Source organism: Nitratireductor aestuarii (assembly GCF_014641695.1).
In the GTDB taxonomy this organism is placed as follows: domain Bacteria; phylum Pseudomonadota; class Alphaproteobacteria; order Rhizobiales; family Rhizobiaceae; genus Chelativorans; species Chelativorans aestuarii.
Map to the genome: position 1 here is coordinate 718,110 of NZ_BMIF01000001.1, position 21,409 is coordinate 739,518.

Here is a 21,409-nt window from a genome sequence, read left to right on the forward strand (position 1 = left end):
TCACACGCGCTCGATCCGCGTGAGCCCTCCCATGTAGGGCTGCAGAACGGTGGGAATGGAAATGCTTCCGTCCTCGTTCTGGTAGTTTTCCATCACGGCGATGAGCGCGCGGCCGACAGCAACGCCGGAACCGTTCAGCGTGTGGACGAAGCGCGTCTGCTTCTCGCCGGCAGAACGATAGCGCGTGTTCATGCGGCGAGCCTGGAAATCGCCGCACACCGAGCACGATGATATCTCGCGGTACATCTTCTGCCCCGGCAGCCAGACTTCAATGTCGTAGGTCTTCTGCGAACCGAAGCCCATGTCGCCCGTGCACAGCACAACCGTGCGGAAAGGCAGTTCGAGCTTCTTCAGAACCGTTTCCGCGCACTCGGTCATGCGCTCGTGCTCTGCGATGGATGAATCGGCATCAGTGATTGAGACCAGCTCAACCTTGTTGAACTGGTGCTGGCGCAGCATGCCGCGCGTGTCGCGGCCAGCCGATCCAGCTTCCGATCGGAAGCATGGTGTCAGCGCCGTCAAACGCAACGGAAGCTTTTCGCCCTCCAGGATTTCGCCGTTGACCAGGTTGGTGAGCGGCACCTCCGCGGTCGGGATCAGCCACCGATCGTCGGTGGTACGGAAGAGGTCTTCGGCAAACTTGGGCAACTGACCGGTGCCGTAGAGCGCTTCGTCGCGCACCATCAGCGGCGGCTGCACTTCCGTATAGCCATGCTCCTGCGTGTGCAGGTCGAGCATGAACTGGCCGAGCGCGCGCTCAAGACGGGCAAGCTGACCGGAAAGAACGGTGAAACGCGCGCCCGCAAGCTTGGCGGCCCGCTCGAAATCCATGTAGCCAAGGGCTTCGCCGAGGTCGAAGTGTTCGCGCGACCAGTCGTGGGTCACCGGCTCGCCGATACGACGGACTTCGACATTGTCCTTCTCGTCCGCGCCCAGCGGAACATCGGCGAGTGGAACATTTGGAATGCCGGCGAGAGCGCCCTTGAGGGCTTCCTCAAGCTCGCGTTCCCTGGTCTCGCCGTTCTGGACGAAGGACTTGAGCTCAGCGACTTCCGCCTTCAGTCGCTCGGCTAGGTCCTTGTCACCGGAGCCCATCGCCTTGCCGATCTCCTTGGAGGCGGCGTTGCGGCGCTCCTGCGCTTCCTGCAACTTGGTCAGATGAGCGCGGCGTTCCTCGTCCCCCGAGATGATGGAAGCAACGAGCGCCTGCGAATCGCTCTCGGACTGCCCCCGGTTCGTGAGAGCCTGTACGAGAGCCTCAGGATTTTCGCGTATCCACTTGATATCGAGCATAGGTCAGCTTCCAGATGTTTCGAGGGTGACACGCCGTGAACAAACGTGGAAGGCCCCTAATCAGGATGCTGCGCCGTCGTCGACCTCGTCGGAAGCCTCTTCGGCGGTCTTAGCTTCTTCCGCTCGCTTGCGCTCCACCATGCGTGCGCACCAGATGCCGATCTCGTAGAGAAGGATGGTGGGAAGTGCAAGACCGATCTGGCTTACCGGGTCCGGTGGCGTCAGCACGGCAGCCACCACGAAGGCGACGACGATGGCGACTTTGCGCTTGCCCGCCAGAGCCTCGGACGTCAGCAGACCTGTCTTCGCCAGCAGCGTGGTGACGACGGGCAACTGGAACACAAGACCGAACGACAGGATCAGCGTCATGATCAGGCTGAGGTACTCGGAGACGCGCGGCAGGAGCGAGATCTGAACCTCAGCGTCTGGTCCAACCTGCTGCATACTCAGGAAGAACCACATCACCATCGGGGTGAAGAAGAAATAGACGAGTGCTGCGCCTATCAGGAACAGGATCGGCGAAGCGATCAGGAACGGCAGGAACGCCATCCGCTCGTTTCGGTAGAGGCCCGGCGCTACGAACTTGTAGATCTGTGTGGCGATCATCGGGAACGCCAGCACGATGCCGCCGAACATGGCGAGCTTGATCTGCGTGAAGAAGAATTCCTGCGGCGCCGTGTAGATCAGGTCGACCTTATCGGTCGCAAGTCCGGCCCACTCGGTCGCCCACTGGAAGGGAATCACAAGCAGGTTGAAGATCTGCTTGGCAAAGAAAAAGCAGACCAGAAACGCGATGAAGAACGCACCGATCGCCCACATCAACCGGGTACGCAGCTCGATCAGATGTTCTAGAAGTGGAGCAGCGGACTTTTCGACTTCGTCTTCTTCGTTGGTGGCGCTCACTGCGCGTCGCTCCCGGTCTTCTTCCTGCTGCGCGGTGCTGCCTTGGGCTTGGGTTCAGAAGCCCCCGCCACGCTTTCAGCAAGCTCCTTCTTCGCTGCAGTCTTTTTCGCTGTCTTGGGTTTTGCCGCCTCCGCCTTGGCGGCTTCGGCTGCGGCCGGGCTTGCCGCCACGGTCGCGGGGCTGGCGGCTGGCTCAGGCGCTGGCGCCGCTTCACCGGGCATGTCTGCCGGGCCGGGCTTCAGCGGCTCGGCTGGCTGGGCCAGCGTCGACGTTGACGGCGTCGGCGACGGCATGGTGCGCGACGCCTCGTCCAGACCGGACTTGATGTCCTTTCCGGCCTGTTCCAGCGGACTGAAATGCTTGCGGATCTCGTTGCGCGGGTCGAGCTTGCGGACGTCATCCACCAGCGTCTTGACGTCGTCGAGCTCAGCCTCTTTCAGGGCATCGTCAAACTGACGACGGAAGTCGCCTGCCATGGCCCTGAGTTTCGAAGTCGTCCGTCCAAAGCTGCGCAGCACGCGCGGAAGGTCTTTTGGACCGACAACGACGATCATCACGATGGCAATGACGAGGATTTCGGACCAGCCGAGATCAAACATCTAAATTCTACCTGAAAGAGATCGAAACGAGACCTTAGCTCTTGCTGGTCTTCTTTACAGTCGTGGTGCGCACGGGCTCATCAGCCTGGTGCTCGACCGTCTTCGTCTCTTCCGTCTGGGCATCTTCATCGCTCATGCCTTTGCGGAAATTCTTGATGCCTTTGGCCATGTCGCCCATCAGCTCAGGAATCTTGCCGCGTCCGAAGAGCAGCAGAACCACTACGAGTACGATAAGCCAGTGCCAGATCGAAAAGGAACCCATGTCTTGTCTCTACCTTGTTCAGGGACTTTCCCTGATTATTCGCTTTCTTGCGTGGTTTCAAACATTAGTGCGTCAGTATGATGGTCATATAACCTGGCGCATCCTGCATCTGGCCGCAATATTGCACATTTTGCTCTCCCCCTGAAATTGTTTCCTCAAGGGTATAGCAAACTGGACAGCTTCTACCACAGCAAAATGTCCAGTAATTTCATGCGCATGGAAGACACGGTTAACAGTGGCGGGAAATCTGCGCGAAGCCTTGCGTTGCCACGTTCGGACGGGTGCGACAAAGCAACCAAAGGTCCTGAAAAAGCCTAGTCTTCATCAACCTTTGGTGAGAACAGGCCAAGCTCTTCCAGATCGACATCCGTCAACGGATCTTCTTCGTCGGTGAGACCTTCGGCATCCCCGAACGGCAACGGCACGGTGAAGTTTGTCGGCATGCGCGGCGACAGGAGCCCCGCACCCTTGAGCTCATCGATTCCCGGCAGGTCGCCAAGCTCTTCCAGACCGAAGTGATCGAGGAAATCCAGCGTCGTGCCATAGGTCACGGGCCGGCCCGGCGTCCGCCGGCGACCACGCATGCGCACCCAGCCGGTCTCAAGCAGAAGATCAAGCGTACCCTTCGACGTCTCGACGCCGCGAATCTCTTCGATCTCGGCGCGCGTCACCGGCTGATGATAGGCGATGATGGCGAGCACCTCGAGTGCTGCGCGCGAAAGCTTGCGCTGCTGGAGCGCATCGCGATTGAGGAGGAACGCAAGGTCGCCAGCGGTCCGAAAAGCCCAGCTGTCCTCAACACGAATGAGGTTGACGCCCCGGCGCGCATAATCCTGCTTCAGCGCTTCCATAACCGCACGTATGTCGACCTTGTCGGGCAACCGTTCGGAAAGCAGCTTTTCGGAGACCGGCGTCGCACTGGCAAAGACCAGCGCCTCGGCCATACGCTTTGCCTCAACGAAAACCATACCGTTGGCAGACTGGCTGGCTTCCGGCCTTTCGGCATCGTCAACAAACGGCGTTTGTTCAGTCATCTAACCTATCCGCGCACTAGATCTGCGGCCTTGGGTCCGCTGCGGAGGAAAATGTCCCCGAACGGTTCAACCTGTCGAATTTCCAGCGCTCCCTCACGCACCAGTTCCAGCGATGCGGCGAAAGTACTGGCACGCGCCGTCGCCCGCTCTTCCGCCGTGGTCAGATAGGCGATCAGGAACCTGTCGAGCGGAGTCCAGTCAAGGGAGGCGCCCACAAGCCGCGTCAGGATCTCGCGCGCCTGCTTTAGCGACCAGACATGCCGCTTGGCAATCTGCACATTGGTGATCGCCCGGCGCTGCCGTTGCGCGGCATAGGCAGTCAGCAAATCATAGAGGCTCGCCTCGAACGCGTTCTTCTTTGAAACGAGGATCGGTTCCGGCATGCCGCGCGGGAAGACCTCGCGACCAAGACGGTTGCGATTGACCAGCCGTGAGGCTGCATCGCGCATTGCCTCAAGGCGCTTCAGGCGGAACTGCAGGATCGCAGCCATCTCTTCGCCGCTCGGCTGATCGTCGTTATGCGGCTTGGGCAAAAGCAGGCGCGACTTAAGGTAGGCGAGCCACGCCGCCATGACCAGGTAGTCAGCGGCGAGCTCCAGCCTGGTCTTCCGCACGCGATTGATGAAGGCGATGTACTGCTCGGCAAGGGCCAGCACGGAGATCTTGGCCAGATCAACCTTCTGGGCGCGCGCCAGGTGCAGAAGCAGATCGAGCGGGCCTTCGAAACCGTCCACGTCCACGGTCAGCGCAGGCTCGGCCACGCCCCGGTCGACGACCTCGCCGCCAGCCCAAAGCTGTTCCATGGGCGCTGGGGCACCCTTACCTGCTGCTTCCTTTGGCAGTTCGGCCACGTTCAGCCGTCCTTTTCAATCACCCTACCAGAGCGCAATGCTCGGCAAATTCCGCGCGTATCGAAGCTTCATCCGCGCTATCGCCGGCGGTCAGCCCCAAAAGAGCCGCCTCGGCTCTCTCAAGCGCCTTGCCCGACAATTCCGGCGTTCTCTTGGCGACGGCCAGCATCTCATCCATCACGCCATTGCAGTGAAGTACGACATCGCATCCCGCCGCAAGGATTGCGTCCACCCGATCGCCGAAATCCCCAGAAAGTGCATGCATCGAGACGTCATCGCTCATCAGAAGGCCGTCAAAGCCGATCTCGCCGCGGATGATCTCGGAAATGACGTGCTTCGACGTCGTTGCCGGATACTCCGGATCAAGCGCCGAGTAGACAACATGCGCAGTCATCGCCATGGGCAGATCGTTGAGCATCCTGAACGGACGGAAGTCCTGGTTCCTGAGCTCTTCAATCGACGCATCGACGCGCGGCAATTCCTTGTGGCTGTCGGCGAAGGCGCGCCCATGCCCCGGGATATGCTTCATCACGGGAAGCACGCCGGCTGCGAGCAGACCGTCGGCAGCCGCACGACCCATGCGCGCGACCATATCAGCATCATGCCCGTAGGCTCGATCGCCAATCACATCATGGGAGCCCGGCACCGGTACGTCGAGCACAGGCAGGCAGTCCGCCGTAATGCCAAGGTTCAACAGATCGAATGCATGCAGACGCGACATGAGCCATGCCGCGCGCAGGCCAGCTTCCGGATTCGCGGCGAAGATCCGCCCGAGCGCTGCCCCGGTGGGATAGTTCGGTGCGAGTGGTGGTCGAAGTCGCTGTACGCGCCCGCCCTCCTGATCGATGAACACAGGCGCGTCCTGCCGGCCCACGGCATCCCGCATGGAGGCGACAAGATCCCGGATCTGTTCGGGCTCGCCAATGTTGCGCGCAAAGAGAATGAATCCCCATGGACGCTCACTGCGGTAGAGGTCCAGTTCTTCGGCCGTCAGGCACTTGCCCGTGGCCCCCAAGATCATCGCTTTTGATTCGGTCATGGCTCAATCTATCCCGTTCGGTCGGGCAGCGCACGGAATTGCCGCGGCTGCCGCTGCGATACAAAAAAGCCGGCGCCCTGAAGCGCCGGCCCCTTATCTCGAATTGTCAGCCCTTACTGCGAAACGAAGCAGGTTCCGCCCTGAGACTTCAGGCGTTCGCAGAGTGCGACTGCATCGTTCTTCGAAGCGGCCGGGATGCGTACACGGTAGTAGGTACCCTTCCCCGGAACCTCGGCTTTCACGATATTCACGCCCTTGCCCTGCAGCATGGTGCCATAGCGCTGCGCCATGCTCTGGTAGGACTGCTGGGCAGCCTCAAGCGAGGGCTGCGATGCAATCTGCACCGACCAGCCTGAAGCGGCTGCCGTCTGCTGCGGAGCCGTCGGCTGTGCCGCTGCGACCTGTGTTGGTGCAGCAGGTGCAGGAGCTTCAGCTGGCTGAGCTGCCGGAGCGGCTGCGGTGCGTGGAGCACTTGCAGGGCGCGCCGCCGGAATGGGTGCGGACGCAGGCATGGTCGTCGCCGGGGCGCCAGCAGCAGCGTCCGTGTTCGTCGGGGCATTGGCAGGGGCCGCCCCAGCATTGAGCGGCGGAACCTCCTGCCCCGGAACCAGGCCTTCTTCCTGCTGGGCAGGCGTGCGCGCAGCCACTTCAATCCGGTCGTTGGGGACGCCCGGAAGCGGTTCGGCACTGTTCGCTGCAGGCGCTTCAACCTCACGCGGAACCATCGTTCCGTCAGGACGGACGATGTAGGAGCGGACCTTGCGCGGCGTCAGCGTTGCGAAACCAGGCGATGCAATCTGCTCCTGCTGGTCGTTGCTGACGAGACGTTCCTCGCTCTTGGTCGCAGCTTCCGTCTCACCGGCCTCGGAGGCTTGCTCGCCAGCGGCGAGTTCCTGCGAGAATTCCTCGCCCTCTTCGCCTGCCAGCATCTCGCCGATGTCGTCTCCGGCATCGTCGTTCGGGCTCGGCAGCTCAACCGGCTCTTCGGCACCCGAGATCAGCTGGGATTCGCCTGCGGGAGTGCCGGAAGTCTCGCCGGCCACCTGACGGTAGACCTGGCTTTCCTGGTTCGGGATCGTAGGCCCGCCTGGATTTTCCGGCTTCTCCTTCAACGGTGAGTTATCGGCCTTGATCAGCACGGTTTCGCTGCTGCCGTCGCCCATGAAGTTATAGGCAAGCACGCCGCCGACGCCAATGACCGCAACACCGGCCAGCAATGCTGCAATCCGGATACCACGGCGCGAGAACAGCCCCTCGCGCGACGGAGCCGGAGGCGGAGTCCCTGGCATCGGACGCGCTGCCTGCTCATAGCCGAGCGGGCTGTCCCACTCGTTGGAGAGCTGGGGAGTCTGGCCATAGCCATTGCGGGCAAGTGCAGCCGCACTGGCAGCAGCCAGGTCGGCACTAAAGAACTCGTCGAACTCGGAATTGTCCGCCTCATCAGCCTGCGCGGGCTGAGCGCTATCCGGCTTGCTCCACTCCTCCTCTTCCTGAGAGGGCTGATCGAGGCTGCCGAAAGCACCTGACAGCAGCTCCTCGATGTCGTCGAGCTGTGCCGCAGGCTTCACGTCCTCATGGTAGGGGACGTGCGGAAGGTCGAGGTCCTCGGTGACGGCGACAGCCTTCTCGGGGATCTCGATGGTCTCGATGTCCGGAGCGCCGTCAAAGCTGTCACCTTCAGCGGCATTGCTTTCCCACTGATAGGATTCGTCCTGCTGCGACCAGGACTGTTCGTCCTGAACACTGCCCTGAGGCAGCGACTGTTCGTAGTCTGCATAGCTGTGTACCGGAGCCGCCGCAGCTTGCTCCGTGTTGCGCAGGCTCGCCGGATCGATCGTCCAGTCATGCGACGGTGCAGGCTCGTTCCAGTTCTCCTGGCTGTCCATCCAGGACGTATCGACCTGACCAGACTGTTCGGCCGCAAAATCGTCGGAGAGTTCCGCCGTCCAGTCCTGCTCCTCCGCAGCGGGCGTCGACTCCCACTCGGGTTCTACCGGCTCCTGAGGCTGCACGAAGTCTGCTTCCGCCCAGGCCGGTTGGTTGTCAGGAGTCTGGGCTGTCGGCTCGCTGCCCCAGTCGAAGTTGAGCGCGCTTGCGAGCTCATCCTCAATGCTCCGCCCGGCATCCGCAGGCTGGCTCGCCGGAGCATGATCCTGGAATGCCTTGGCAAACAGTTCGGACGAGAGAGCCACATCGAAGGGGTCGGACTGGACCGCCGGTTCAGCATGATCGGCCTCGAGCTCGACGTCATCCATGAGATCATCGAATGACGGCTCAGGCTCGTGAGACGGTGCTGATTCATCGTTGAAGTGGCCGCCCAGGAAATCGTCTACCCGCGGCGAAAGCACATTGGCGTCCTGACGCGGCGCGAACATCGAATCCGAAAGATCAAGCGCATCTGCGTCTGTCTCGGCAGCGGGCTGCGCCTCAGGCTCGAATGAGAACGGCTCGTCGTCAGTCTTTGCAGAACCGAAGCTGCTGCCGAACAAGGGTTCTGGCCTGCTGGAGGAAAGGCTCCAGTCTGCATCGGAAAGCGCGGAATCAATCGATCCCGCCAGATCTTCAGAACTTGGACCCAGATCGAAGGCGGCTTCTTCTTCCCGTGCAAAGATGGGATCGGACTCAAGATCGCTCTCGAAATCCTCAAGCCCCGTACCCTGGAACAGGTCGTCACCAGACTTCTCGCCGAAAGCCTCGGCGACATTGAACTGCGACCCGCCCTTCTCGGAGAAGCCGGGAGTTGTTTCCTCTTCACTGCCGAGATCGCCCAGAAGTTCCTTCTCCAGGTCGAGATCCAGGCTGAATGATTGCGCGCTATCATCTTCCGAACGAGGACGGACGACCGAACCCTGCCCCATGATACGCGTGAGTTCCGCAAACGGATCGTCATCTACAAGATCTTCCGTCCTGGCGCTCAGATGATTGCTGTCAGCCATGGATATCACCCTCGACCGGTCACCGGCTCGTTAGAATTGTTATCGCCACTAGCAATGCAATGTGGGCAAAAGGTGACAGTAAATGCTACAGTCATTAGCGCATTTCTGCCGGTGCTTCTGCCCCAATCAATGCAAGACCGGATGACAATACATCCAACACGGCCTGCACCAATCCCAGCCTGGCGGTCGTCAACTCTCGGTCGTTAACCTTAAGAAAACGTAAGCTTTCCGTATCCGTGCCTCTATTCCATTGACCATGGAGCATGCTGGCAAGGTCGTAAAGGTAGAATGCAACGCGGTGTGGCTCCATCGCCTGGGCAGCACCCTCGACCATTCTCGGGTACTCGACCAGCTTCCGGATCAACGCCAATTCTCCTTCATCTACAAGGAGATGCGCGTTTTTCTTGAGGCCGTCACGGGCAACGTCGAGATCACCAAACTGCTCTTTAGCCTGCCGGAAGACCGAGTGGCAGCGGGCCGACGCATACTGGACATAAAATACCGGATTATCTTTCGACTGCTCGGTGACCTTCTGGAAATCGAAGTCCAGCGGCGCGTCGCTCTTACGGTAAAGCATCATGAAACGGACCGGATCACGACCGACTTCATCGATCACGTCGCGCAGCGTGACGAACTCGCCGGAGCGCTTCGACATGCGTACGGGCTCGCCGGCGCGGAACAGCTTGACCAGCTGGCAGAGCAATACGGTTAATTCGAGCTTACCACCGGACAGCGCACGGGCGAGCGCTTCGAGACGCTTCACATAGCCACCGTGGTCAGCGCCAAGAATGTAGATGAGGTGCTCGAAGCCGCGCTCGTACTTGTCCTTCATGTAGGCCACGTCGGCGGCGAAATAGGTGAAGCTGCCGTCAGACTTGATCAACGGACGGTCGATGTCGTCACCGACGTCAGTCGAGCGGAACAGCGTCTGCTCACGATCTTCCCAGTCCTCGGGCAACTGGCCCTTCGGAGGCGGCAGCGTACCCTTGTAGACATGGCCCTTCAGCGTCAGGTCGTTGATCGCCGAACGGATCGCGCCGCCGTTTGCTGCATGCAGCGAGCGCTCGGAGAAGAACACGTCATGATGCACATTGAGCGCGGCAAGATCGTCGCGGATCATAGCCATCATTGCATCGATTGCTCGATCCTTGACGATGGAAAGCGCTTCCTGCTCCGGCATTTCGAGGAGCTTCGTGCCGAATTCCTTGGCAAGCGCCTGCCCCACCGGCACCAGATAGTCGCCCGGATAGAGACCGGCCGGGATCTCGTCGATCTTCTCGCCCAGCGCCTCGCGGTAGCGCAGCAACACGGAGCGGCCCAGAACGTCGATCTGCGCACCTGCGTCATTGATGTAATATTCGCGTGTGACGTCGTATCCGGCAAAGGCCATCAGATTGGCCAGCGCATCGCCGACGACCGCGCCGCGGCAATGGCCGACGTGCATCGGACCGGTCGGATTCGCCGACACATATTCCACGTTGATCTTCTTGCCGCCGCCGAGCGTCGAGCGGCCGTATTCAGTACCGCTGTCGAGAATCTCGCCGAGGCGGGCATGCCAGAAGGACTGGGCGAGCCTCAGGTTGACGAATCCGGGACCGGCAACGCTGGTCTCGGCAACGTCTGCATCCTTGGCGAGTTCAGCTGCCAGCTTCTCTGCCAGCGCGCGCGGATTCTCACCCACGGCCTTCGCCAGAACCATCGCTGCGTTGGTGGCAAGGTCGCCATGGCTCGCATCGCGCGGAGGCTCCACGGTCACGCGGGTAACGTCAAGAATACCGCCGTCCTTCGGCTGCAAGCCAAGTGTTTCAATGGCCTTCTTTACCCGAGCGGAGAAGTCAGCGAAGATGTTCATAGGTACTGGTCCAGTTCCTTGGAATGCGCAAGACACGCGGTAGCAGGCAGCGCCCTATCGCAATTCTGGTGTATGGTCAAACAAACGCTGATGTTCCTTCAGCGCGTAGGTATCGGTCATCCCCGCCAGAAAATCGGCGATAGCCATTGCCTTCTCCGCTTCTTCCGCCTCGTCGAGCCCCGCGCACCAATCCTCCGGCATAAGGCTCGTGTCCTGGAAAAAGGCGTCGAAAAGGTCGCGCACCACCTGGTCCGCCTTGGCACGCACTATAACCACGGACGGATGCCGGTAGAGATTCTTGTAGAGGAACTTCTTCAGTTCCCTCTCCTCTTCCGCCATCCCGTCCGAAAAGGCAACGATCGTCTCCCCAGCCTGACGCACGGCATCCGCCGACTGCGGCGCAATGCGCTCCAGCTTGGCCTTGGCCGTGACGATCACGTCCTCCACCATCATGGTGATTTGCCGGCGTACGAGCTCGTGGGTCGTGCGCGAGTCATCAAGGCCCGGGTAACGGTTGCGAACCGCGGCTAGGATTCGTCCCGGCAAGGACACCCCTTCGAGCATCGGCAGCGTCAGCAACCCTGCCCTGAGCCCATCATCAATATCATGCGCATTATAGGCGATGTCGTCGGCGATCGCGGCACATTGCGCCTCAAGGCTGGCGTGGCTCGCAAGCTGCAGGTCGTTCAAGGCGTTGTAGGAGAGGATCGATCCCGGAACCGGCCCCTTCAGGCCATTGCCGAAAGCATCCGTCAGCGGCCCGTTGTGCTTGACCAGACCTTCCAGCGTCTCCCACGACAGGTTGAGCCCGTCGAACTCCGCGTAGCGCTGTTCCAGCTTCGTCACGATCCGCAGCGACTGCGCGTTGTGGTCGAACCCGCCCCAGGCCGCCATCTTGGCGTTGAGCGCGTCTTCACCCGTATGGCCGAATGGCGTGTGGCCGAAATCGTGCACAAGGGCGATGGCCTCCGCCAGGTCCTCGTCGCAGCAGAGCGCGCGCGCCAGCGCACGGGCGATCTGCGCCACCTCGATCGTATGGGTGAGGCGCTCGCGGAAATGATCGCCTTCATGGGCGATGAACACCTGCGTCTTGTGCTTCAAGCGCCGGAAGGCAGTGGAATGGATGATCCGGTCCCGGTCGCGCTGATAGGGCGTTCTCGTCGGGCTCGCCGGTTCAGGATGCAGGCGTCCCCGCGTCTTCGCGGGATCGCAGGCGTAGGCAGCACGGGGACGGTATCCGAAGCCGATGCTGTCGAGGGAAGAAGAAATGGTCATTGTGCCGCTTGTTGACTTGATGCCCTCGCGTTCATACCTATGGCAGATAGGCGAATGCAAGGTGATCTCCATGGGCATTGATGCGAAGTCCGACATGAAGAGTGTGACGTTGACGGAGTCTGCCGCCGCGCGCATCAAACAGATCATTGCGGAAGAACCGGACAAGATCGCGCTGCGCGTTGCCGTGGATGGCGGTGGCTGCTCGGGTTTTTCCTATCGCATAGAGCTTACCGACGCGAAAAACGCCGATGATATCGTCTTCGAGCGCGACGGCGCCCAGCTCTTTATCGACGAGATCTCCCTCATCTATATGGGCGGTTCGGTCGTCGATTTTGTCGATGACCTGATTGGCCAGTCCTTCCACATCGAGAACCCCAACGCGGTTGCCTCTTGCGGCTGCGGAACGAGTTTTTCCATTTGAGCCGGCCATGACCGGCTACTGACACCAGGGGATGGCCTTTGCGGCAATAATTTCCTAAGAGTGTCTCCAACGATAGAGTTTTATGAAGCGGCTGGGAGCAGCCGCTCATTTTTTTGAGACAATGCGATGAGTGTGCTGGAAGCGGAAACGCGGCTGCAGCGTCAGAATCCTTGGTTTGCGGAAATCAAGGCCACCTTGGCTTTGGCCTGGCCCATGGTGCTGACCAACCTTGCCCAAACGGCGATGACGGCGACCGACGTCATGCTGCTTGGCCGCCTTTCGCCGGAAGCGCTCGCTGCCGGTACCCTCGGCCACAACCTCTATTTCATGTTCACCATCTGCGGGATGGGCCTTGTGCTCGCGTCCTCGCCGATGATGGCGCGTGCGATTGGCGGCAAGTATCGCATGGTGCGCGACGTGCGCCGCACCGTGCGTCAGGCGCTGTGGCTGGCTGTCGCCATCTGCATGATCATGTGGACAATTCTCTGGTGGACCGAGGACATCCTGCTCCTGGTCACCAACAATCCGCCGCTGAGCAAGGCAGCCAGCGAATATATGCGCACGCTGCAATGGGCGATGCTGCCGTTCTTCTGCTACATCGTCCTGCGCTCATTCATCGCCGCACTCGAGCGTCCACGCTGGGCGCTGGTCATTGCGCTGACGGCGGTTGCCTTCAACGCGCTTGCTGCATGGACACTGATCTTCGGCAAGTTCGGTTTTCCGCAGCTTGGGCTTTACGGCGCGGGCCTCGCCACCAGCATGTCGAGCCTGCTCCTGTTCGTTGGGCTCGTTCTGGTCGTCACCCTTGACCGTCAATTCCGCCGCTTCCAGCTGTTCGGCAACTTCTGGCGGCCAGACTGGCCGCGCTTCAAGACCATGCTGCGGCTGGGACTGCCGATCTCGGCGATCATGGCGTTCGAGGTCTCGATCTTCAACATCGCGGGCATGCTGATGGGCCGCTTCGACACAGCGACCGTGGCAGCCCACAGCATCGCGATCTCCATTGCCTCCATCAGCTTCATGTTCCCCATGGGGCTCGGACAGGCGGTGACCGTTCGCGTCGGACGCGCGATAGGACGCGGCGACATTGTTGGCGTGGAGCGGGCTGGCTGGGCCACGCTGGTCCTCAGCATCCTTTTCATGGCCTTCATGGCGACGCTGATGCTGGTCGTGCCGCATACGCTGATCGGCCTCTTCCTTAACGTCAACGCGCCGGAGAACCAGGCCGTGGTGACTACAGCAACGCTCTTCCTGGTGTTCGCGGCAATCTTCCAGATCGCCGATGGCGCGCAGGCGGTGACTGCCGGCATGCTGCGCGGTCTGCACGACACGACGCTGCCCATGATCTACGCTGGCCTCGGTTACTGGGTGATCGGGCTGACGCTGAGCCTCGTTCTCGGCTTCTATTTCGATCTCGGCGGCGCCGGCATCTGGACAGGCCTCTGCGTCGGTCTTCTGGTCGTGGCCGTACTTCTGCACTTCCGCTGGGTCAATCGGCTCCGGCATCTCAAGTCCACGCGGGCATAAACCCCGCGCTTCGGTTGCCTTCTCTTTCTCCGATCCCGTGCTATCCTCACGCTGTCAGTAGTCGGATGATCGAGGAGGCACCATGAAGCCCATCTACCTGCTCGCGGCCGCGGCCATGCTTGCTCCCATGCAGCTTGCGCCCGCACTGGCTCAGGAAGCGCCCCCCTATCTCGACGACCGCTCCAATCCCCGGCAGCTGATCCGTTCGCTCTACAACGCCATCAACCGGCACGAATATGGCCGCGCGTTCAGCTACTTCAGCAATCCCCCGTCACCCTCTTTCGAAGATTATGAAAAAGGCTTTGCCGACACGGAGAGCGTAGAGCTGGTGACCGGCCTGCCTGCGGAAGATGCCGGAGCCGGTACAGTCCACTACACGCTTCCGGTGGCGATCCGCTCCACCAGTACGAGCGGCGAGTCCAGGGTGTTTGCAGGCTGCTACACGCTGAAGCTCTCAAGCCCGACGGCGCAGACCACGCCCTACACACCGCTCACCGTCGAGGAAGGAGAACTCCGCCCGGCAGAAGGCGAACTCGAAGATGTGCTGCCCACCCGCTGTAACAACGATGAGCCGGAACGCGAGGCCGACGCCCTTCTGATGCAGGAAGCGCGCGAAGCCTTTGTCGCGATCTACGGCAAGGAATGCGAGGTAACGGAAGCTGAACAGGAAGCACCGGTGCATCATCAGCTCACCTGGCGGCCTTCCTACGCTTCCGAAGACAGCCCGGATGAAGTTGCCCATCTCTTCCGCTTCTTCTGCTATCGCGGCGCTTACAACGAGATCCACGTCTACCTGATGACGAACGAAGCGACTGGCACCATCCGCCCCCTCACATTCGCCTCGCCCGAGCTCGACATCCAGTACGAAGATGATGACAGCGAAAAGGCGGCAACGGACATCCGCATCGTCGGCTATCAGACTGAAAACATGCTGGTGAACTCGGATTATGATCCGCAGACGATGAGCATCATCTCACATTCCAAGTGGCGCGGGCTCGGCGACGCATCCTCCATCGGCACATGGCTCTTCCGTCAGGGGCAATTCTCGCTGGTGAAGTATGAGGTTGATCCGTCCTATGACGGTGAGATCGAACCGGTCACGGTGCTCGACTATGAGCAGGCACCCTGACTAGCGTGAAGACAGAAGCCAGTTGATGCTGTCGCGCCAGTCGATCATCCGGATGGGCGTACCGTGGCTGCCCGTCTCGAAGCGCACGAAGCGGAGCGGGTAACCCGGCATCGCCTTGCGCACCTTGCGATAGAAATCCTCCTGCGCCTCGACTGGAAATACCTTGTCGCGGCTGCCATGCGCCAGCACGATCGGCACGCGCCGCCTGATCGCCTCCACCTTGCGGAAGTCGTTGTTCCACATCGATCCCAGGAACAGCATACCGGCAAGTCCCGCCGTCACATCAGGCTGGCCTGCCAGCTGCCAGCAGAGCGCCCCACCCATGGAACCGCAGGCGAGGATGACCGCAGCACCGGGTGAAGCCGAACGGTAGTGTGAGATCAGCGCGGAGATCTGCGCGCGCCCCCGCGCTTCGAAGTCCACGACATCGGGCGATAGATAAAGCCCGTCATTGCGGACCATCAGGTTCTTGATGCGGTTGAAGTTGCCGCCGAACGTATAGTCGTTGACGCCCTGTTGCCGGTTGCCGCCCTTCCCGTGCAGGTAGATGGTGATGACCCGGGCGCCCTTCTCCCTGCCCACAGCAACGTAGTTCAGCTTGCCCAAGGGCGTCTCGATCGCCGCTTCGCGCTGAACACGGCGCGGCGCAAGATCGACATAGCTCCGCTGCACGCGCCGCTCCGGCACCTCATCGCGCTCGTTGATGTCGCGCAGTTCGCGATAATCGACAGTGACATGAGCGCCATTGTCCGCCACGGCGAGGATGCCTGGATAGGCAAAGAGCTTGTCCTTGAAGGGTGCCAGCTCAAGGGCTGCCGCAGGAGCGGCGATCAAAACAGAAGCGATAACCGCGAGCGCTACCGCCCTCAAGGCCGCAGCACTCCGCCGGCCGCCGCCAGCGCTTCCGGCGTGTCGACATCGATGCTGGCGGCAGGTCCAAGCTCCACGTCAATCACTTCAAGCGGTGCGGTTTCAACAATCTGCCGTGCGCCCGTATCGCCTTCCAGAAGATCGATTTCGGAGAAGAGCGAGCGCGGAAGGATGACGGGATTGCCGCGCTTGCCCGAATGGGTCGCGCGGACGATCGCGGTGCCACCAGACTTCACGAAGGCCTCGATCATCCGGTCGAGATCCTCGGTTGTCACACCCGGCATGTCCGCCAGCATGATGAGCGCACCCGAGGCAGACGGCGGCAGCACGTGGATGCCAGCCTTGAGCGAGGTCGAAAGCCCCTCCACGTAATCCGGATTGCGCACCTGCTTGATGTTCAATCCGTCCAGCAATGGTGAAATTTCATCCGCCTGGTGACCGAGGACAGCGACTGATCCTGCCGCCTTGCTCTCCATCAGGCGGGCTGCGGAGCGGCGCACCAGACGCTCGCCGTCAAACTCGGAGAGAAGCTTGTTGCCGATGCCCATCCGGCGCGACCGACCAGCGGCGAGCAGCATCGCCCAAACCTGAACGGGGTGCTTTTTTGGGCTCGCCTCGCGCAACTGCGGACGCGTCGGAATTTCCATGAGAAGTCCTCCCACGCCCATGCCCGCGATTGTATCGGGCGTGACGTCAATATCCGCGATGATCCGGTCGAGCACCCAATCGAAACCGTTGAGCTTGGGGCTTCTGGCGCAACCGGGAGCGCCGAGCACCGGCTTGCCATCAAGGTTGCCCACCACCAGCAGGTTGCCCGGATCCACCGGCATGCCAACGCGCGAGACCTGCCCTCCAGCAAGACGGATTGCAGCCGGGATGACATCCTCGTCATCACAGACAGCCGAAGCGCCGAAGACGAGCACCATGTCAGAGGTCTTCGCCTGCTCGCGGATCGCTTCAGCGACGGCGCTTGCCTCGTGCGCGGTTCGCAGCTCGCCAACGATTACGCTGTTGGAGCGCGCGAGCCGCCCTTCCGTCACATGGGCGGTCTTGTCGAGCACGCTGGGCTTGAGCGTCGGCAGCTTCGTCTGCACGAGACCTACCTTGCGCGGTCGGAACGGTTTTACGGAAAAGGCCTCGCGGCCACGGCAGATTGTCTCGACCTGTGCCACCAGATGTTCGGGCACGGCAAAGGGAATGATCTTGACGGTCGCAACCATACGGCCCGCATCCACCTGCGCGTTCGCCTCAAGCGTGGCGATGGTGATGGCCGGATCAACGCCATTGATGGCATTGATGAGATGGCGGTCGACGGTAAAAATCCCGGCCTCCGTCGCATGCAGGTTCACGCGACCAGTCGCCGGTGGACGTTTCTCCACGTTCTCAAACAGCAGCGCCGATGCAATACGCGCTGCGGCTGAGTCTTCATCGAGATCATCTGCATCGAGCAGCGCGGCCGAGACTTCCTCGATACCCGCCGAACGCAGGTAGACAATGTCCTCAGCCGTCAGTCGATGGGCCTTGGAGAGGCGCCGTTCCCCGGTATTGACCGCATGCGCGAGAAGAGCGCCTTCAGCCTCCTCTGTTCTGAAGAGTCCGAATTTCAAGCCACTTCTCCCCTCTTGGATTCCAGCCCGCGCGTGCGCAGCGCCTGGATCACCTGTGCCAGCACCGCAACTGCAATCTCCTGCGGGCTAGCCGCACCAATATCGAGACCGATCGGCGCGTTGATGCGGGAGATTACCTCAGGCGTCAGTCCGGCCTCGGTCAGCCGCTCGACGCGCTTGGCATGGGTCTTCCGGCTGCCGAGCGCACCCACGTAGAAGCAACCCGACTCAAGGGCTGCCTTTAGCGGAAAATCATCGATCTTCGGATCATGCGTGACGGCAGCCACCGCTGAGTAAGGATCAAGCGGATTGTCCTTCAGCACCACTTCCGGCCATTCGGCATCGAGCCGCACGTCCGGGAATCGATCATCGGAAGCGAAGGCCGTGCGCGGATCAATGATATGGACGTCGAATCCGGCGATCTTCGCCATCGGCGCCAGCGCCTGACTGATATGGACCGCCCCGATGATGACGAGGCGCGGCGGCGGCAGATGCACATTGAGAAAGTAGCTGTGTCCATCCGCTTCCACACTGCCCGACTTGCCGGAGCGGAAGGCCTTGGCAATATGCTCGCCCAGTTCGCCAGCCACCTGATCGCCTTCAGCCACCACGCGGTCGCGCCCATCTTCCAGATCGGTGAGCAGGGTGGCAGCACGCCTTGTGCGGCGATACTCATTCAGTTTCTTGAGAGAATACGGATCCATTCCGGCTCAGCCCAACCGTTCCACATAAACCCTGATGCGCCCGCCGCAGGAGAGGCCCACCTGCCAGGCGGTCTCATCGGCAACGCCAAACTCGATCATGCGCGGCTTGCCTTCCGCGATCACTTCCGAGGCTTCCGCGACCACGGCGCCCTCGACACACCCGCCGGAGACTGAGCCTTCGAAATTGCCGTCCGAATCGATGACAAGGTGACTACCGACCGGACGCGGCGCAGAACCCCACGTCTCCACGACCGTGGCGATGGCCACGTCGCGGCCCTCCTTCATCCATTCCTCTGCAATCGTCAGTGGATCATTCATGTGCGTGCTCCCTTGTGGGATGGAGTCAACAGCTCAGGCTGATGACCTAGAACATGATGGCGACGCATTGTCATCATGGTTCAATATGATGCCGACCATGTGCAACTGCCAACCCCTTGGGCTGCATTACCGTGCGCGGTCTGGGCGCGTCCTGCCCCAGCGCGGAGCATAGATCCGCAAGCGAGTTGAGACTGTGCACGGGACGGAGCTCATCCACATGCGGCAGCATGGCCTGCATGCCCCGCGCGCGCGGCTGGAACTCTGAATAGCGCAGCAGCGGATTGAGCCAGACGAGCCTGCGACAGGACTTGTGCAGTCGCTCCATCTCGCGGGAGAGTGTCTCGATATCGTCGCGCTCAAGCCCGTCGGTGATGAGCAGCACCACAGCGCCCTGCCCCAATACGCGGCGCGACCAGAGCCGGTTGAACGTCCCGATTGCTTCGCCGATGCGCGTTCCGCCTGACCAGTCCTGCACCGCTGCCGCACAATCCGCCAGCGCTTCGTCAGGATCGCGGTGGCGAAGCTGGCGCGTGAGATTGGTCAGCCGCGTGCCGAACACGAAGCTGTGCACCCTGCGCCGCTTTTCCGCCAGCGCATGCAGGAAGTGCAGGAAGATACGCGAGTACTGGCTCATGGAGCCCGAGATATCGGCGAGAATCACGAGCGGCGGATGGATCTCGCGGGTGGAGCGGAAGCGCGGCAGGATGATGTCGCCGCCAGTCCTGAGGCCCGTCCTCATCATGGCGCGCGGATCGATGCGGCTCCCGCGTGGATCGGTGCGGAACCGGCGAGTCTTCACCATATCGCGCGGCATCACGAGCTCGGCCATCGCGCGCTGCGCGGCAATGATCTCGTCCGCCGACATCTGCGCAAAGTCCTTGGAGCGTAGAACTTCATTGGCCGAGAGACTGAAACGGGCGTCGATCTCGATCTCTTCCCACTTCGATCGGTCGTTTTCCTCCTGCCCCATCAGCGCATCACTCGCGCGCTTCTCGCCCGCCGCAGGCTTTTCCTTCTCCTTCGTTGCCGGAGCGACTGGAGACAGCATGGCGAGCAGTTTCTCGACAAGCCCGCGCGATTTCCAGAACATGTGGAAGGCCGAATCAAAGACCGTATGGTCCTCGTGGCGGTTCACCAGAACCGCGTGAAGCGTCCAGTAAAAGTCCTCTCTAGAGCTGATCCCCGCAGCCAGCACGGCAGAAACCGCATCGGCCACACTGCCGGGACCGACACGCAGCCCCGCCTTGCGCAGGGCGCGCGCGAAATAGACGATGTTGTCGGCAAGTTTGCCGTTCGGGTCGGCCGCCATCACCCCGCGTCCGCCAGCTCGGCCTTCACCTCGGAGAGAATACGTGCGCTCTCGCCCGACTGGATGCGCGCGATGTCATCCTGATACTTGAGCAGCACGCCCAGTGTGTCCGAGACGACTTCCGGATCGAGCGCCAGCTTGTCGAGTTCCGTCAGCGCCGTTGCCCAGTCGATGGATTCGGCCACGCCCGGCACCTTGAAAAGATCGATCTGGCGCAGTTTCTGGACGAAGGCGACCACCTCGCGCGAAAGTTGCGCATTGGCATCCGGAACCTTCCCCGAGACGATTTCCAGCTCGCGCTCAGCATTGGGATAATCGACCCAGTGATAGAGGCAGCGGCGCTTCAGTGCGTCGTGGATCTCGCGCGTTCGGTTGGTGGTGATGATGACGATGGGCGGTTCGGCAGCCTTGATGGTGCCAAGCTCCGGCACGGTCACCTGATAGTCCGACAGGATTTCGAGCAGGAACGCCTCGAAGGCTTCATCCGTGCGGTCGAGTTCATCGATGAGGAATACAGGCGCTTCGCCCGGAAGGCCGCTCAACGCTTCCAGCACCGGACGGCGGATCAGATACTTTTCGGAGAAGACGTTCTTCTCCATCGCATCTCGGTCGGCGATGCCCGACGCCTCGTCCATGCGGATCTCGATCATCTGCGCGGCATAGTTCCACTCGTAGACCGCCGAGGAAATGTCGAGACCTTCGTAACACTGCAACCGAATCAGCCGCCGTCCGAGCGTTTCGGAGAGAACCTTGGCGATCTCGGTCTTGCCGACGCCCGCCTCACCTTCGAGGAAGAGCGGCCGCTTCATCTTGAGGCTGAGGAAAAGAACCGTGGCCAACGCCCGGTCGCCTACGTAACCGCCGGATGCCAGCAGCTCCAGGGTTTCATCTATGCTTTGTGGTAGCACTCGCGCCGCTGTCGTCGTCATCCGGACCCCTGATCCTCATTCTGCCAGAACGCGGTATTTGCGGTCATGGTAAAGGAGCGGCTGCAACTTATCGCCTATGCGAATGCCTGTCACGCGTCCGAAATAGATCCGGTGCGTGGCCATGTCCTTCGCTTCCACAAGCTCGCAGTCGAGGACCGCGAGTGATCCCTTCAACACAGGCGAACCCGTCGAAAGCGTCTCCCATTCGCCATGCTCGAAGCGCTGTTCGTTGGGCACCCCCGTCATTCCGGAGTACACATCGGAGAGTTCGCGCTGGCCGGCGGAAAGCGTATTGAGCGCAAACACGCAGTTCTCGAGAAATGGCTCGTTATGCGGATTGAGCCTGTTCAGGCAGACGAGAATGGTGGGCGGTTGGTCTGACACAGAACAGGCTGCGATTGCCGTCACGCCCCGCTTTCCTGCCGCGCCATCGGTGGTGACGATGTGAACAGCCCCCGCGAAATGTGCCATCGCATCGCGGTAGTGCTGGGAAGAGATTTCGTTGGTCTTGAGCAAAGGCAATCCTCATTCGGAATCTAGATAGGTGCGGC

Annotated in this window: 20 protein-coding genes; 3 read left to right on the plus strand and 17 right to left on the minus strand. The window is 61.2% G+C overall.

Features of this window, described 5'->3' with window-relative positions; all coding sequences use genetic code 11:
* The 10 genes from serS to IEX27_RS03520 all read right to left on the minus strand — a co-directional run bounded on the left by serS (position 1) and on the right by IEX27_RS03520 (position 12,044).
* Positions 1 to 1,293, minus strand: a complete 1,293-nt coding sequence (gene serS, locus IEX27_RS03475; protein WP_188719518.1) for a serine--tRNA ligase — start codon at positions 1,291 to 1,293, stop codon at positions 1 to 3.
* 60 nt (positions 1,294 to 1,353) lie between these two features.
* A complete protein-coding gene (gene tatC, locus IEX27_RS03480) occupies positions 1,354 to 2,196 on the minus strand; it encodes a twin-arginine translocase subunit TatC (protein ID WP_188719519.1) in 843 nt (280 codons plus the stop codon).
* Complete coding sequence (tatB, locus tag IEX27_RS03485; protein ID WP_188719520.1) at positions 2,193 to 2,795, minus strand: Sec-independent protein translocase protein TatB; 603 nt, start codon at positions 2,793 to 2,795, stop codon at positions 2,193 to 2,195. Before tatB ends, tatC begins: the two co-directional genes overlap by 4 nt.
* Positions 2,796 to 2,829: 34 nt before the next feature.
* The gene (locus tag IEX27_RS03490; RefSeq protein ID WP_188719521.1) at positions 2,830 to 3,057 is read right to left on the minus strand and encodes a twin-arginine translocase TatA/TatE family subunit; all 228 of its coding nucleotides are present in this window, start codon (positions 3,055 to 3,057) and stop codon (positions 2,830 to 2,832) included.
* A 314-nt stretch (positions 3,058 to 3,371) separates the two neighbouring features.
* Complete coding sequence (gene scpB, locus IEX27_RS03495; protein ID WP_188719522.1) at positions 3,372 to 4,091, minus strand: SMC-Scp complex subunit ScpB; 720 nt, start codon at positions 4,089 to 4,091, stop codon at positions 3,372 to 3,374.
* Positions 4,092 to 4,096: 5 nt separating this feature from the next.
* The gene (locus IEX27_RS03500; protein WP_188719589.1) at positions 4,097 to 4,894 is read right to left on the minus strand and encodes a segregation and condensation protein A; all 798 of its coding nucleotides are present in this window, start codon (positions 4,892 to 4,894) and stop codon (positions 4,097 to 4,099) included.
* A gap of 67 nt (positions 4,895 to 4,961) precedes the next feature.
* The gene (gene nagZ, locus IEX27_RS03505; protein WP_188719523.1) at positions 4,962 to 5,981 is read right to left on the minus strand and encodes a beta-N-acetylhexosaminidase; all 1,020 of its coding nucleotides are present in this window, start codon (positions 5,979 to 5,981) and stop codon (positions 4,962 to 4,964) included.
* Positions 5,982 to 6,094: 113 nt separating this feature from the next.
* Positions 6,095 to 8,917, minus strand: a complete 2,823-nt coding sequence (locus IEX27_RS03510) for an SPOR domain-containing protein (protein ID WP_188719524.1) — start codon at positions 8,915 to 8,917, stop codon at positions 6,095 to 6,097.
* A gap of 94 nt (positions 8,918 to 9,011) precedes the next feature.
* Positions 9,012 to 10,769 carry an arginine--tRNA ligase gene (gene argS, locus IEX27_RS03515; protein WP_188719525.1) on the minus strand — a complete coding sequence of 586 codons (1,758 nt, stop codon included), beginning with the start codon at positions 10,767 to 10,769 and terminating at the stop codon, positions 9,012 to 9,014.
* Between the two features lie 54 nt (positions 10,770 to 10,823).
* Positions 10,824 to 12,044, minus strand: a complete 1,221-nt coding sequence (locus tag IEX27_RS03520; protein WP_373869853.1) for a deoxyguanosinetriphosphate triphosphohydrolase — start codon at positions 12,042 to 12,044, stop codon at positions 10,824 to 10,826.
* A 70-nt stretch (positions 12,045 to 12,114) separates the two neighbouring features.
* On the opposite strand from IEX27_RS03520, the gene erpA reads away from it, so the two are divergent.
* The 3 genes from erpA (at position 12,115) to IEX27_RS03535 (ending at position 15,121) form a co-directional block, all read left to right on the plus strand.
* Positions 12,115 to 12,465, plus strand: a complete 351-nt coding sequence (gene erpA / locus IEX27_RS03525) for an iron-sulfur cluster insertion protein ErpA (RefSeq protein WP_188719591.1) — start codon at positions 12,115 to 12,117, stop codon at positions 12,463 to 12,465.
* 126 nt (positions 12,466 to 12,591) lie between these two features.
* Positions 12,592 to 13,992 (plus strand): MATE family efflux transporter, encoded by a 1,401-nt coding sequence (locus IEX27_RS03530; protein WP_188719526.1) that lies wholly within the window; start codon positions 12,592 to 12,594, stop codon positions 13,990 to 13,992.
* A gap of 82 nt (positions 13,993 to 14,074) precedes the next feature.
* Entirely contained in the window at positions 14,075 to 15,121 is a 1,047-nt protein-coding gene (locus IEX27_RS03535; protein ID WP_188719527.1) for a DUF1176 domain-containing protein, read from the plus strand.
* Here IEX27_RS03535 and IEX27_RS03540 read toward each other — a convergent pair whose 3' ends face one another.
* From IEX27_RS03540 to IEX27_RS03570, 7 genes are all read right to left on the minus strand, one after another.
* Positions 15,122 to 15,991 carry a dienelactone hydrolase family protein gene (locus IEX27_RS03540; protein WP_188719528.1) on the minus strand — a complete coding sequence of 290 codons (870 nt, stop codon included), beginning with the start codon at positions 15,989 to 15,991 and terminating at the stop codon, positions 15,122 to 15,124.
* On the minus strand, positions 15,988 to 17,598 hold the full coding sequence (locus IEX27_RS03545; protein WP_188719529.1) for an NTP transferase domain-containing protein: 1,611 nt from the start codon (positions 17,596 to 17,598) through the stop codon (positions 15,988 to 15,990). The genes IEX27_RS03540 and IEX27_RS03545 overlap by 4 nt, the downstream gene beginning before the upstream one ends.
* Positions 17,595 to 18,302, minus strand: coding sequence for an XdhC family protein (locus IEX27_RS03550; protein WP_188719530.1), 708 nt, complete (start codon positions 18,300 to 18,302; stop codon positions 17,595 to 17,597). The genes IEX27_RS03545 and IEX27_RS03550 overlap by 4 nt, the downstream gene beginning before the upstream one ends.
* 6 nt (positions 18,303 to 18,308) lie before the next feature.
* Positions 18,309 to 18,620 (minus strand): XdhC family protein, encoded by a 312-nt coding sequence (locus IEX27_RS03555; protein ID WP_188719531.1) that lies wholly within the window; start codon positions 18,618 to 18,620, stop codon positions 18,309 to 18,311.
* A gap of 73 nt (positions 18,621 to 18,693) precedes the next feature.
* The gene (locus IEX27_RS03560) at positions 18,694 to 19,929 is read right to left on the minus strand and encodes a vWA domain-containing protein (protein ID WP_188719532.1); all 1,236 of its coding nucleotides are present in this window, start codon (positions 19,927 to 19,929) and stop codon (positions 18,694 to 18,696) included.
* Positions 19,929 to 20,858, minus strand: a complete 930-nt coding sequence (locus IEX27_RS03565; RefSeq protein ID WP_188719533.1) for an AAA family ATPase — start codon at positions 20,856 to 20,858, stop codon at positions 19,929 to 19,931. Before IEX27_RS03565 ends, IEX27_RS03560 begins: the two co-directional genes overlap by 1 nt.
* A gap of 15 nt (positions 20,859 to 20,873) precedes the next feature.
* Positions 20,874 to 21,374, minus strand: a complete 501-nt coding sequence (locus IEX27_RS03570) for a flavin reductase (RefSeq protein ID WP_188719534.1) — start codon at positions 21,372 to 21,374, stop codon at positions 20,874 to 20,876.
* Positions 21,375 to 21,409 lie beyond the last annotated feature (35 nt).